Origin of the sequence: Apibacter sp. ESL0404 (assembly GCF_019469245.1) — a bacterium.
Classification (GTDB): domain Bacteria; phylum Bacteroidota; class Bacteroidia; order Flavobacteriales; family Weeksellaceae; genus Apibacter.
Genome location: NZ_CP048267.1, coordinates 2,130,457 through 2,144,684 on the forward strand (window position 1 = coordinate 2,130,457; position 14,228 = coordinate 2,144,684).

Here is a 14,228-nt window from a genome sequence, read left to right on the forward strand (position 1 = left end):
TTAACAGAGCGGAAAATAAAATATTTTCCGCTCTTTTTTATATACTATATTTCTCCCATTATTTTATCAAAAAATTTATTAGTACTTTTAACCTTTGTAAAAATACATTTTCAACCCATGTCTATAAAAGATTCATTACAAACAACTTTAGAAACTTTACCCTCTAATGTTCAATTAATAGCCGTTTCAAAAACTCATCCTGCAAAGGAAATTGAAGAAATGTATCAGTGTGGACAAATCGATTTCGGTGAGAATAAAGTTCAAGAATTGGTTGAAAAATATAATCAATTGCCTAAAAATATTCGCTGGCATCAAATTGGGCATTTACAAAAGAATAAAGTAAAATATATTGCTCCTTTTGTTCATCTGATACATTCTGTGGATCGTTTGGAATTGCTTGATACTATTGAAAAAGAGGCGGTAAAAAACAATCGCCCGATTTCTGTTTTATTACAAATAAAAATAGCTCAAGAAGAATCTAAATATGGATTAACTTTCGAGTCGGCTCTTGAAATACTTAAGCTTAAAAAGGATGGAATGTTTCCACATGTTACTATTCTTGGTCTTATGGGTATGGCTTCATTTACTGATAACACAGCTCAAATTGAAAAAGAATTTTCTTCTCTTCATGATTTTTATATAACTCATCAAAATGAATATAATCTATCGATTTTATCCATGGGCATGTCGGATGATTATCTAATTGCCATAAAGTGCGGAAGTAATATGGTTAGAATTGGATCTAAATTATTTGGAAAGCGAAATTATACGGTGTAATTTTTTACGGGAATTGTTTGATAAGCTATTTCTTTTAACGTATTATCTTGGGTAAAGAGAAAATCAATTCTGCCTAATAATAAACCGGCCCATCCCACTTGATTGAGCAATACTACTTTGCCTTCTTTGTTTAGATATTTTTCCGGTTCTTTAAAAAAGGTATGAGTATGGCCTCCAAGTATTAAATCTATATTCGTTGTTTGCTGACACAATTTTACATCGCAAATTTTATCGGGAAAATTAGGATATTTATATCCTATGTGGGAAAGGCAAATTACTAAATCGCACCTTTTTTCTTTTTTTAGCATTCTTGCTCGATCTTGTGCAATTTCTATAGGATCCAGATATTTAGTTTCTAAATAATTCTTTTTTTCTACCAATCCGGCTAATTCAACGCCTAATCCAAATAATCCTATTTTAATGCCTCCTTTTTTTATGATTTTATAATCTTTGGTTAATCCTTCCAACAGCGTATTGCTAAAATCATAGTTTGAACAAAGAAAGTCAAATTTAGCGTGTGGCAGTTGTTTTTTAAATCCCTCTAATCCATTATCAAATTCATGATTTCCCATAGTTGAAGCTTCATATCCCATGGTTGACATTAATTTAAACTCCAATTCACCTCCAAAAAAATTGAAATAAGGAGTTCCTTGAAAAACATCACCCGAATCTAATAATAATACATGTGATTCCTGTTTTCGTATAGCATCTATTAAAGTTGCTCTTCTGGCAAAACCTCCTTGATTGGGATTTTTGGTATAAGTCGCCGGAAAAGGGTCTATTCTACTGTGTTGATCATTGGTGTGTACTATGGTTATTTTTTTGTCTGAATGTAATATACGGGAAGCAAATGATAGGGAGGGAAAACTTAAAGCTCCTCCGGCTAAAGTAGCTGTTTTGATAAAATCTCTTCTTTTCATTTGAATTTTTTTTAATCTTCAAATACTAATCTTTGATCTTTAATGTCCGGCAATACTTTGTAATTTTTTACCTGCTCTAGTAGAATGTCTCGTAATTTTAAATGAGTGATTTCTTGGGCATCAGATTTCATAAAAAAATTCATTCTATCTCCGCCATTCATTAGATAATCTATGGTAACTACCCAATATTTTTTTGTCGGATCAAAATCTTTACCTTCAATTTGTGCAGAAATCAATTTATCTTTCTTATATACTAATTTTATTCCTGCCAATGGATGTCCTTTTTTTTCAATTCTTAAATAATCAAACATTTCTTTCATTTGAAATTCATCCAATTGTAAAAGAACCATTTCATTTTCAAAGGGCGATACTTCAAATATGTTTTCAACAGTAACTACTCCTTTAGGGATTATGGTTCTGATTCCACCGCTGTTTAACAAACAAAAATCGGGTTTAGGTTTATTGTTTGTTTTAGCATACTTTTTAGCATATTCCAACACTAAGTCTGCTAATAGATTTCCTTCGTTGCTGGAGTATCCTGCTTTGGTGAAGTCTACATTGGCATAACTAATGGGTTGATTCATTATTGAATCTAATTGTTTTTTATATGGATAAATGAAATTTATAATTTGTGAATCCGATTTAATTGAATCAGTAATCTTTTTATTAAGATGTATTTGGTATACTTCTTTTACCTTATTTGTTTTACAATGTATCAATAACAATAAAAGGAAATTTAAAAAAATCACCTTACAAATTAATTTCATAATATTATAATCTATTGATTTAAAATTATATAAAATCCATTAGATGCACAATTTTTTAATAGAAATTATTTTTAGACCAAAAGGATTCATATAAATTTGAATTTTTATTTAATTCTGCTTCTAAGCTATCTTTCCCCATTATTTCTATTAGAGTTTTCTGATCATTATAAAGTGATCTTCCAAACCCTAGACCTTTAGCTTTTATTTCTCCTCCTATACTTTCAATAATTGTTGGAAACCAATCATAGGTTGTAAATTTTCTATTCTTAGATTGAATAGGTTTTTTTCTCGAATTAATAATACAATTATAGGGGTATCTTGGACATTTAATTTTATTAAAAAATTTTTCATCCATAGACAAGTGGTCTCCTAACAAGACTATAGTGGTATTTTCATAAAAGGGCTGTGCTTGAATCCACTTTATAAAATCATATATTTGTTTGCTTGAATAAGATATTACATTGGCATATTGTTCTTTATATAAAATCTTAGCTTCTGACTCTAAATACCCATTTGAAAAATGGGTGTTTAGGGTGTTAATAATAACACTAAATGGCTTTTTTTTCTGAGATAATCGATTTATTTCATGTTTTGAGAACTCAAATAATTTTGAATCTTCTATTCCCCACCATACAAAATAATCTTTCGGAATCATTTGTTTTTCTTTAAAATAGATATAGTCTACTATTTTAAAATTTCCATGAAATTGAAAAAATTTTTTCATGCCTGAATAATTCGAATCTGATCCTTGAATTAATAATTGAGTATATCCATTCTTTTCAAGTATATCTCCTAAGGTAATTACTCCTGGCAAAAAAGATTCATATGTAGATATATCATTGCCCTTCAATGGAATTTTTAAAGGGAGACCTGAATTTGATGAAACCATAGCGGCTATAGTCCATCCAGTAAAACTAACTTGAATACCTCCCCCAACGTTTTTTGTTGCACTAAAATTTAGGTTTTCGTTAGCCAACTTGGTTAATTCGGGTATTAAATTTGTATCAAAACAACCGCCTTCTTTTTTTGATTGCATTGTTGATTCGATTGATTCTAAATAAATGAGGATTAAATTATTGGAATTTTTAGGAATTTTAATGTCTACATTTTTAGGATTAATGTATTCTTCATTATAAAAATCTGTTTCTTTAAAAAAATAATTATAAATGTTATTTACCTTTATATGTGTAGCAAAAAACCATATAGATATCGTTAGTGTTATAAAAGAAAAAATAGATACATTCCTATAGTTTTTTAAAAAAACAATAGGATATAATTGAAACTTATTTTTCAATTTAAAAATTCTTATATATAAAAATAATTTATTAGGTTTATAAAAATTTGTAGATAGAATTATTAATAATATAACTACAATTGATGAAAAAATTAAAGACTTTGTAATTAATTTTAATATATATTCATGATTGGGATTATAATCACGGACATTTATATGAAACCATAGTTGTTCAAAAACAACCCCATTAAAATTATTAATAATCCAATTTGCTGTACTAAATATAAGTATAGAAATAAATATGGTGATATATGAAAATATTTGTACTAGCTTTTTAAATGTTTTAAACATTATTTTCCTCTAAAAACTAAAATTGTCTTAACTTTTTTAATTATTACATAAGCTATTACTGAATTTAATATTGCAAATATTAATGCTAATAATAAATATTTTATACAAAAACCTATTGTATATAAACTTTTATCTTCTAAAGACAAATCTATATTGGTTAAAAAATAAAAGCTTCCAATAACCATAAAATTTATTACGTTAATAAAAATAATAGCTCTTTTAATATATATATAAAAATTAGTTGATTTGTTTAATAAATATTCAAGAAAGGATACAGATATAAAAGCAGGTAAAATGAACAATATTATTTGTATCATATTTTAATATAATTTCAAAAATTTCATCTTCTCCCCAAATATAGTTAATTTTTTTAACCAACTAAACATTGGTATAAATAATTTAGTATTTATGTATTTAAAATATACAAAATACATTATATAAGATTTTTTATTTAAAAAAATTTTTTAAAAATTTTTTTGTCTATAATATAATTTATTATATTACACAACATAATATAAGGAACTTTTAATATTTACTATGTTTATCATAGAATAAATCACTTTATAGAGAATATTCATTTCAACATACTATTTTTAATTAAATTTAATTAAATCAATATTATTTATATTTGTAAAGATTATAATTATCTTAAGTAGATGAAAATCCTTATAACTGGAATAGCAGGGTTTATTGGGTACCATTTAGCTGAGTATTTAGCCAAAAGAGGAGATGAGATAATTGGAATTGATAGTATTAATGATTATTATGATGTTAATTTAAAATATGGAAGACTTGTTGAATTAGGTTTTAACAATTCGGAATTTGAATATAATAAAATCATTGTAAGCGCTAAACATCCCAATCTTTCTTTTATAAAACTCAATTTAGAAGACAAAATTAAATTAGAACATTTATTTGCTGAAAAAAAATTTGATTACGTTATTAATTTAGCAGCTCAAGCAGGAGTTAGGTATTCATTAATAAATCCTAATGCTTATATTGATTCTAATATAGTTGGTTTTATTAATATTTTAGAATGCTGTCGAAATTATCCCGTAAAACATTTGACTTTCGCCAGTAGTTCAAGTGTATATGGATTAAATTCCAAACAACCTTTTTCTACTAAAGATAATGTTGATCATCCTGTTAGTTTATATGCTGCTAGTAAGAAAAGTAATGAGTTAATGGCCCATACCTATAGCCATCTATTTGGTATTCCCACAACTGGATTACGTTTTTTTACTGTATATGGTCCTTGGGGGAGACCTGATATGGCGTTTTTTATTTTTACCAAGGCCATTTTAGAAAATAAACCAATAAATATTTATAATTATGGTAACATGAAGCGGGACTTTACTTATATATCTGATATTATTCAAGGTATCGTAAAAGTAAATGACAATCCGCCCAAAGAAAATAAAAATTGGAACACAATGGATCCTGATCCATCTTCTTCTCAAGCTCCATATAAGATCTATAATATAGGTAATAGTAAGCCTGTAGAACTCATGACTTTTGTTAAAACTATTGAAGATAAATTAAATAAAAAAGCTATCATAAATTTACTCCCTATACAACCCGGTGATGTCCCATCTACATATGCTGATGTTACTGACTTAATTGAAACATTAGATTATAAACCTGAGGTTTCCGTCAATGATGGAATTAAAAATTTTATTACATGGTATAGAAATTATTATTCTATATAATTGAAATAATCATGCTGTCTTACTTTAAAGATATTAAGATATGTATAATCGGTCTTGGATATGTTGGGCTACCTTTGGCTATTGAATTTGCTAAAAAATATAAGGTTATAGGTTATGATATATCATCTGAAAGAATTTCTCAATTAATGAATTTTAAGGATATAACATTAGAAATAGCATCAGAAGAAATATCAAAAGTATTAGTGAATTCTACAAACAGCTTTAAAAATAATATCGGATTTTATCCTACAACAAATTTACAAGACATAAGTGATTCCAACATATATATCGTTACAGTACCTACTCCAGTCGATTCATCTAACAAGCCAGATTTGAGCTTTTTAAATTCAGCAAATATAACTATAGGTAAGGTAATTGAAAAAGGAAATATAGTTATCTATGAATCTACATTTTACCCAGGCTGTACTGAAGAAGAATGTATTCCTATTATTGAAAAAATATCTGGATTAAAATATAATTTAGATTTTTTCGCAGGATATTCTCCGGAAAGAATTAATCCTGGAGATAAAATTAATACTTTATCTAAAATAAAAAAAATTACATCTGGTTCAACTCCATATATTGCTGACATTGTAAATAACTTGTATGCATCAATTATTACTGCTGGCACGTATAAAACAAGTAGTATTATAGTGGCAGAGTCTGCTAAGATAATTGAAAATGCTCAACGAGATATAAATATCGCTTTTGTTAATGAGCTGGCAAAAATATTTAATTTATTAGAAATAGATACTACAGAAGTTTTAGAAGCTGCCGGAACTAAATGGAATTTTATACCATTTAAACCAGGGCTAGTCGGAGGCCATTGCATTGGAGTAGATTCCTACTATTTAGCCCAAAAGGCTATGAAAATTGGTTATCATTCAGAAATTATACTTGCAGGGAGAAAATTAAATGATTCCATGCCTCATTATATTGCTTCTGAAGTTATTAAGTTAATGGCTAAAAAGAATATTACAATAAACAATTCTAAAGTATTAATTTTAGGAATAACTTTTAAAGAAAATTGTAACGATATTAGGAATAGTAAAATTATAGATATTGTTTATCAACTTAATGAATACGGTATTTCCGTTTGGGTTTATGATCCAATTGCTATTTCTGAGAACGTTGAAAAAGAATTTGGGTTAAAAAACATAAACACTATACCAGATCAAGTATATGATGGAATTATTTTAGCTGTTTCTCATAATATTTTTAAAAAATTTAATTTAAAAAAATATTTGAAAAAAAATTCCTTCATTTATGATTGTAAATCATTCTTTGGCAAAGAAATGGTTGATAAACGTCTTTAAAAATTTGTACCATGAAAAATCCTTTAATAACTATTTCTATCCCAGTTTATAAATGCGAAAAATATATAGAACGTTGCATTAATTCTGTACTTAATCAAACATATCCTAATATTGAAATTTTGATAGTTGATGACAGGGGGAAAGATAATAGCATACAAATTATTAAGAACATTCAAAATGTATTTCCTGATAAAATACGAATTATTGAGCATAATGAGAATAGCGGTGCTGCTGCTGCAAGAAATACGTGTATTGACAATGCTAAGGGAGAATATATTTTTTTTATGGATGGAGATGATGAAATTACGAGCGATTGCATTGAAATATTATATTTAAAAGCCTATGAAACAAATGCAACTATGACCATTGGACAAATAACTGCTATTGATACTTTTTCTAATTCTGAATATCCAATTTTCAAATTCAATGATAGTCTGAATTTTCTTACTAGTAATGATACCATTTTAAAATATTTTTGTGAGGGAGAATGGGCAGTTTCTGCTTGGAATAAACTTATTAAATTAAATTTTTTAAAACAAAATTATATTTACTTTGCTAACGGCTTATATGCAGAAGATGAATTATGGTCTTTTCATACAGCTCTTAGATTGGATAGTATAGCATTTGTTAACAAAATAACTTATAAATATAATCTTCACAGAGATTCTATTATTTTTAATAAGAAAAAGGTATACTTTGAAAACATTCATACGATTTTAGAACGTATGGCTGAAGAATATTACAAAGAATCTTCTTTAAGAAAGAAATATATATTAAACCATATTATTAAATTTAAAGAATTAGCTCTTACTATGCAATATAAAGTAATGAGAAAAGATATAGACTATTGGAAACATAATTACTCACGTTTAAAAAAATCACCAAGTTTAAAAATTCTTGATTATTTTTCTTCTTTGTTTACTATAGATGTAAAGAAAAAAAATATTTTTCAAAATTTACCTGTAAATTATGGGTATAAATTATTTAAATGGCGATATGAAAGAAAATAAAAAGTAAACCAAATTATAATTTAGTGTTTTAAAAAAAATAAGCACTTTGTTATATATTTAAGTTGATATAAAAAATTCATTTTAGTGCTTTCAATATCAGGATAAACCGTCAGATACTGATAAAGAATTTTCCAAGATAACTCTTTTTGAGCTAGAAAATAACCGGCCACACTTTTTTTATAAGTTTTCTCTAAAAATTTCGAACTAAATGGACTCCCTTTTTTTTCATTATATTCTATAAGTCTTTTTGCCCAATTTATAAATGGCTTTAAATCTGCAAACTCACGTAAGACTTGATGAGCCAATAAAGCATCAACCCATTTTATATTGTATAATTCAGACTTTTCATTTATTAACTTATTTAATACTTTATAATGGATTTTTTTTGAAACTTCCCATTGCTCCTTGTTGCGTATCATTTTTCCCTTATCCATAACAAAAGAAGCTTGATTTCCAGAAATTCTATAATATACTAAGGGTTCAGGAATGGAAATGAATTGTATATTCAATTCCAACATTCTTACAAATAATTCATAATCTTGTGCTAACCTAAAATTTTCATTGTAATATAAATCATATTTTCTTAGAATTGAAGTTCTAAACATAGTTGCGGGTTGAGCTACAGGGCAGCCCAATAATTGATTATCTTTAATATCTGAATGATTAACACTAAATTCAATTATATTATTTTGCAAACCAAAACATTGTAAAAAAGAAGAACAAACACCTATATCTGGATTTGCTTCCATTAATTGAACCTGTTTTTTAATTTTATCTTTGACATAATAATCATCGGCATCTAACAAAGCAATATATTTTCCTTTAGCTTGTTGTATGCCTATATTACGAGTAAAAGATGAACCTAAATTCTTTTTATTTTCAAATATTTTTATCTTATTATTTTTCGAATACTTGTTTTTTATAATTTTTAGAGTATCGTCTGTAGAGAAATCATCAACAATAATTATTTCTAAATTAGTATAGGTTTGATATAATAAGCTATCAATTGCATTTTCAATGTAATCTGCAACATTATAAGTAGGCACGATAATGGTTACTAAAGGCAAAAATGACATATGAGTAGTTAGATTAGTTGTTGAATTTTTATACATATGTTTGTTAAACTTATTTATAAAAAACAAGTTTATTCATTATCTATTTTAATAGTTTTAATAGTGTTAATTTAAATTATACTAATCAAAAAATTTATTTGAAAATTTTAAATTCGGCCTTATAATACCCGGTAATGTATTACTATTTGATCCTATAGTTTCATTTAAAATTTCAAATTGTATTACTTCATTTTGACTATAAAGCTTATATCTTTGGTTTTCAGAAAAAATTAAATTAAATGTATATGTTCCAGCATTAAGTAAGTTTTCTTCGATTTGTCCTTTAACTTTATAGATACCTCTTCTAGAATTTTTATTTGTTGTTATTAATTCTCCTGTATGAAATATTGTTATTTCATCTGAATTTTTTAATTCAAATATTACATCTAAATTAATTTCTGCTTTATAGTTATAAAATGTTAATTCAAATTCTATACCAGAAGAGATTGTTAAATAATTACCTTTAATTGGTTGAGTGTTAAATTTTAGTATTTTAATATTTTGATTTCCTGGTGCAGATTCTATATCTCCCTTATGATCTATACTTGATATAATATTTGTTAATTTCTGATAATATTCAACTGCATCTAAGGTATTTCCAGAATATGAAACAGTACCGTTTTGTAAAACAACACCTTGAGTGCAAAGAGTTTTAATTGCTGCAATATTATGGCTTACAAACAATACTGTTCGACCGTCGTTTACACTTACATCTTTCATTTTACCTAAACATTTTTTTTGAAATTCTGCATCTCCTACTGCTAATACCTCATCCACTATCAAAATATCAGGCTCCAAGTGTGCTGCTACAGCGAATGCTAAACGCACATACATTCCAGAAGAATATCTTTTAACTGGTGTATCGATATATCTTTCAACTCCTGAAAAATTTACTATTTCATCAAATTTTGAGCGTATTTCTTTCTTAGTCATACCTAATATCGCTCCATTCAAAAAAATATTTTCTTTACCGGTTAATTCAGGATGAAATCCTGTTCCCACTTCAAGTAAGGATGCAATTCTACCATTTACTTTAATTATACCTGAAGTTGGTGATGTCGTTTTAGATAATATTTTTAATAGGGTCGATTTTCCTGCTCCATTTCTTCCTATTATTCCTAATACTTCGCCCTGTTTTACATCAAAATTTATATCTTTTAAAGCCCATACATAATCTGACTTCCCTTTAGATGTTCTATCATTAACTTCACCTACTTTAAAAAAAGGATCTCCTTTTCCCATTGTTTTCCACCACCATTTTTTGATATCTTGTTGTAAAGATCCAGTACCCACTTGACCCAATCTATATAGTTTTGATATATTTTCAATTTTGATCGCTAAATCCATATTTATGTTGACAAATATTTTTTTAATTACTTAATAATATCCTATTACAATTATTTTAGTCTTTTTTTGTACTAATCATATTATACAATTTTATTAATGTACATAGACCCAATTTTTATATACATTTTTCTTTGTATTTAATTTATATATAAAATTAACAGTTTTAATATAGTAGACATTTATAGTATTATGTAAACTATAGGTAAATGAAAGGATTATTCACATCGTTTCTTAGATAAATATTTTAATAAAAACATGTTTTCAAACTAGAGTCTTTTATTGTTATTCACAGAAGTTATTCTAAATAATAATAAATAGATTTATTTTAGAGATATTAATACTAAACAGTATCCATAAAACTCCTTTCCACCTTATTAAATATTATTATTCCAATAAATATGCTAAAAAATGTAAATATGGTACTATATAATAAACCACCCCAACTCAAGATTCCTTCTCCTAAAAAACCATGCTTAAAAGCTTCAATGATAGGTGAAATAGGATTAATCATTGCTAAAAAGTGAAATTTTTCAGGAAGCTTTTTATATATTATAGATATGGGATAGATAATTGGAGTTGCATACATAAGTAATGAAACACCAAAAGATAATAAATAAGATAAATCTCTATATTTTGTAGTCATAGAGCAAATAATTAGACCAAAGCCTAAACTTAAACCAGCCATTAATATTAATAGAAATGGAAGTAATAAAGCATAACCATTGATATTTATCTGAACACCCTTTATTAAAAAATAAATTAAAAAAATTATGAACAATAAAAATTGAATTCCAAATCTAAGCAAATTTCCTATAATAATAGATAAAGGCATAACTAATCTAGGGAAATAAACTTTTCCAAAAATACTCGCATTATCTCTAAAAACATAAGATGTTCCTGTTAAACAGTCTTGAAAATAATTCCATAATGTTAATCCAGATAAATAAAATAATATTCCTGGTATTCCATCAGTTGATATTCCTGCAATGTTACCAAAAACTACATTAAACATTAAAGAAGTAAAAATTGGATTTATAAAAAACCAAAGCGGACCTAAAACTGTTTGTTTATAATTTGCAACAAAGTTTCTTCTTATCATAAGAGCTAATAAATCCCTGTATTTCCAAACCTCTCCTAATTTAAAATCAAACAGGGAATGATTTGCGCTTATTTCTTCTGTCCATTTTTGCATTTTTTCCATTTAACTAAAAAATACTAACGTTTATAATAAGTTATGTTTTTAAGATACTCTCCGTATCCACTTTTTCCATATTTGTTTGCAATTTCATATAATTTTTCTCTTGAAATAAACCCCCTTTTGTAAGCGGTTTCCTCTATACATCCGATTTTAATACCTTGTCTTTTTTCTATCACTCGAATATATTCAGTGGCATCATGCAAAGAATCAAAAGTTCCCGTATCCAACCAGGCGGTACCTCTATCCATTACGCCCACTTCTAACTCTCCATTTTCTAAATACATCTTATTCACATCTGTTATCTCATACTCTCCTCTGGCTGATGGCTTTAATTTTTTAGCTATTTCTACTACTTTATTATCATAAAAATATAATCCCGGAACTGCATAATTAGATTTTGGATTCAATGGCTTTTCTTCTATGGAAATAGCTTTCATATCTTCATTAAATTCAACAACTCCATATCTTTCCGGATCATTAACATGATAGGCAAAAACAATGGCTCCTTTTGGATTAGTTTTAGATCTCAATAACTGACTTAAACCTGCTCCATAAAAAATATTATCCCCTAATATCAATGCCACCGAATCATCACCAATAAATTTTTCACCTATCACAAAGGCTTGGGCTAAACCATTAGGTTTATGTTGTATTTCGTAAGTTAACTTACATCCAAAATCTGATCCATCTCCTAATAATTTTTTAAATATTTCTTGATCGTTAGGAGTGGTAATAATTAAAATATCTTTAATTTCTGCATCCATTAAAACAGATAATGGGTAATAGATCATGGGCTTATCATAAACGGGCATAAGTTGCTTACTTACAGCTATAGTTAGCGGATATAACCTGGTTCCAGATCCTCCTGCTAATATAATTCCTTTCATATAATTATTTTATTATAAATGTATTAAACATAACATTAAAATCCGACCTATCGTTTTTATTTTTATCTTCAACTATCTGTAAAATAATTGTTTTATCTTCATAGTGTGTAACCCCTATTTCTCCGTAGACCTTGTTTTTAGTATCATCGGCTTCATAATTGGCAGTTATCCAATCAAATTTACCAATATGGGTTGATTTATTTTTGCTTATAACTTTAAAGCCTACTTTTTGATAAAAATATTTAAGTTGATTGATCTGATCACTTAGTAATGAGTCGGCAGATAATTTTTTATTAAAAATGCTAATTGCAATGGTACTTTCTACTTTGTAATTGGTGTACTTGTCTATTTCTACATACCTGTTACCCTCTTTGAAATAGTCGTTTTTCACTTTCCAATATAAAGGTAAATTAATTGATATTCCTTCTTTTTGATAGGTATTCGTTGTTTGTTTATTACTTTCCTTACTTTGCGTACATGAACATACTAAAATTATCAACGAAAAGATAAATACACTTATTTTAGTCATAACAGATTTTAATTTAAATCATATTGTTCTTCATAATATTTTCTGTATAACCCGCTTGTGACATGATTTAACCAATCTTGATTTTCCATATACCAATCTATAGTTTTAATTAGTCCTTCTTCGAAATTAACGGAAGGCTTCCATCCTAGTTCTTTGTTTATTTTAGTGGCATCAATAGCATAACGTAGATCATGCCCTGGACGATCTTTAACAAAAGATATTAATTTAGCACTTTCTCCTTCTTTTCTTCCTAGTTTCTTATCCATTAATTTACATAATAAGTGAACTAAATCAATGTTTTTCCATTCATTAAATCCTCCTATATTATAATTTTCTTTGTTTTTTCCCTTATGAAAAACCAGATCGATAGCTGTGGCATGATCGACTACATATAGCCAATCTCTCGTATAATTGCCATCGCCATAAACCGGCAAAGGTTTTTTATTAATGATATTATTGATTAATAATGGAATAAACTTTTCAGGAAAATGATTAGGCCCATAATTATTTGAACAATTTGTTATAATTACAGGTAAATTATACGTATCTGCATATGCTCTTACAAAATGATCTGAAGATGCTTTTGATGCTGAATATGGTGAATGAGGATTATATTTAGTTTCTTCTGTAAAAAAACCCGCTTCATTCAATGAACCGTAAACCTCATCAGTAGATACATGATGAAATCTTTTACCTTCAAAATTATTATTCCAAATTCTTTTTGCCGCATCTAAAAGGATTACTGTTCCAATAACATTTGACTTTACAAATTCTAAAGGTGTAGTTATAGATCTGTCTACATGAGATTCAGCGGCTAAATGTATTACTCCATCTGGTTGGAATTCTGCAAATATTTCTTTTATTTGTTCTTCGTTAGTTATATCAGCTTTTAAAAATTGATAATTAGGCTTATTTTCTATATCTTTTAAATTTTCTAAATTACCGGCATAAGTTAATGCATCTAAATTTAAAATTTTATATTCCGGATACTGAGTTACAAATCTTCTGACTACATGAGATCCAATAAATCCGGCACCTCCTGTAATTATTAATTTTTTCATTTATTTAAAA

General features: G+C 27.0%; 13 protein-coding genes. 4 read left to right on the forward strand and 9 right to left on the reverse strand.

Translation table 11 applies throughout. From position 1 onward, the window contains the following. The first annotated feature begins 117 nt into the window (after window positions 1-117). Complete coding sequence (locus GYM72_RS09175; protein WP_220264184.1) at window positions 118-777, forward strand: YggS family pyridoxal phosphate-dependent enzyme; 660 nt, start codon at window positions 118-120, stop codon at window positions 775-777. Here GYM72_RS09175 and GYM72_RS09180 read toward each other — a convergent pair. From GYM72_RS09180 to GYM72_RS09190, 3 genes are all read right to left on the reverse strand, one after another. Next, window positions 765-1,697 carry a bifunctional UDP-sugar hydrolase/5'-nucleotidase gene (locus GYM72_RS09180; protein ID WP_220264185.1) on the reverse strand — a complete coding sequence of 311 codons (933 nt, stop codon included), beginning with the start codon at window positions 1,695-1,697 and terminating at the stop codon, window positions 765-767. The two genes, GYM72_RS09175 and GYM72_RS09180, sit on opposite strands and share 13 nt — an antisense overlap. A gap of 11 nt (window positions 1,698-1,708) precedes the next feature. Then, window positions 1,709-2,281 (reverse strand): 5'-nucleotidase, encoded by a 573-nt coding sequence (locus GYM72_RS09185; RefSeq protein ID WP_220264186.1) that lies wholly within the window; start codon window positions 2,279-2,281, stop codon window positions 1,709-1,711. Between the two features lie 238 nt (window positions 2,282-2,519). Next, window positions 2,520-3,758 carry an LTA synthase family protein gene (locus GYM72_RS09190; protein ID WP_220264187.1) on the reverse strand — a complete coding sequence of 413 codons (1,239 nt, stop codon included), beginning with the start codon at window positions 3,756-3,758 and terminating at the stop codon, window positions 2,520-2,522. Window positions 3,759-4,705: 947 nt separating this feature from the next. Here GYM72_RS09190 and GYM72_RS09195 point away from each other — a divergent pair. Genes GYM72_RS09195 through GYM72_RS09205 form a run of 3 tightly spaced genes read left to right on the forward strand, consistent with a single transcriptional unit; the run spans window position 4,706 to window position 8,084 of the window. After that, window positions 4,706-5,758, forward strand: a complete 1,053-nt coding sequence (locus GYM72_RS09195; protein WP_220264188.1) for an NAD-dependent epimerase — start codon at window positions 4,706-4,708, stop codon at window positions 5,756-5,758. Between the two features lie 11 nt (window positions 5,759-5,769). After that, the gene (locus GYM72_RS09200; RefSeq protein ID WP_220264189.1) at window positions 5,770-7,074 is read left to right on the forward strand and encodes a nucleotide sugar dehydrogenase; all 1,305 of its coding nucleotides are present in this window, start codon (window positions 5,770-5,772) and stop codon (window positions 7,072-7,074) included. Between the two features lie 11 nt (window positions 7,075-7,085). Then, on the forward strand, window positions 7,086-8,084 hold the full coding sequence (locus tag GYM72_RS09205) for a glycosyltransferase family 2 protein (RefSeq protein ID WP_220264190.1): 999 nt from the start codon (window positions 7,086-7,088) through the stop codon (window positions 8,082-8,084). A gap of 20 nt (window positions 8,085-8,104) precedes the next feature. On the opposite strand, the gene GYM72_RS09210 is transcribed toward GYM72_RS09205, so the two are convergent. The 6 genes from GYM72_RS09210 to rfbB all read right to left on the reverse strand — a co-directional run bounded on the left by GYM72_RS09210 (window position 8,105) and on the right by rfbB (window position 14,218). Further along, the gene (locus GYM72_RS09210; RefSeq protein ID WP_220264191.1) at window positions 8,105-9,196 is read right to left on the reverse strand and encodes a glycosyltransferase; all 1,092 of its coding nucleotides are present in this window, start codon (window positions 9,194-9,196) and stop codon (window positions 8,105-8,107) included. A gap of 81 nt (window positions 9,197-9,277) precedes the next feature. Then, window positions 9,278-10,543, reverse strand: a complete 1,266-nt coding sequence (locus GYM72_RS09215) for a polysaccharide ABC transporter ATP-binding protein (protein ID WP_220264192.1) — start codon at window positions 10,541-10,543, stop codon at window positions 9,278-9,280. A 340-nt stretch (window positions 10,544-10,883) separates the two neighbouring features. Further along, window positions 10,884-11,735 (reverse strand): ABC transporter permease, encoded by an 852-nt coding sequence (locus GYM72_RS09220; RefSeq protein WP_255448843.1) that lies wholly within the window; start codon window positions 11,733-11,735, stop codon window positions 10,884-10,886. Between the two features lie 23 nt (window positions 11,736-11,758). After that, complete coding sequence (gene rfbA / locus GYM72_RS09225; RefSeq protein WP_160557712.1) at window positions 11,759-12,628, reverse strand: glucose-1-phosphate thymidylyltransferase RfbA; 870 nt, start codon at window positions 12,626-12,628, stop codon at window positions 11,759-11,761. Between the two features lie 4 nt (window positions 12,629-12,632). Beyond that, window positions 12,633-13,157: a hypothetical protein gene (locus tag GYM72_RS09230; protein WP_220264193.1), complete on the reverse strand. Its 525-nt coding sequence runs from the start codon at window positions 13,155-13,157 to the stop codon at window positions 12,633-12,635. 8 nt (window positions 13,158-13,165) lie between these two features. Beyond that, window positions 13,166-14,218, reverse strand: coding sequence for a dTDP-glucose 4,6-dehydratase (rfbB, locus tag GYM72_RS09235; RefSeq protein WP_160566310.1), 1,053 nt, complete (start codon window positions 14,216-14,218; stop codon window positions 13,166-13,168). Window positions 14,219-14,228 lie beyond the last annotated feature (10 nt).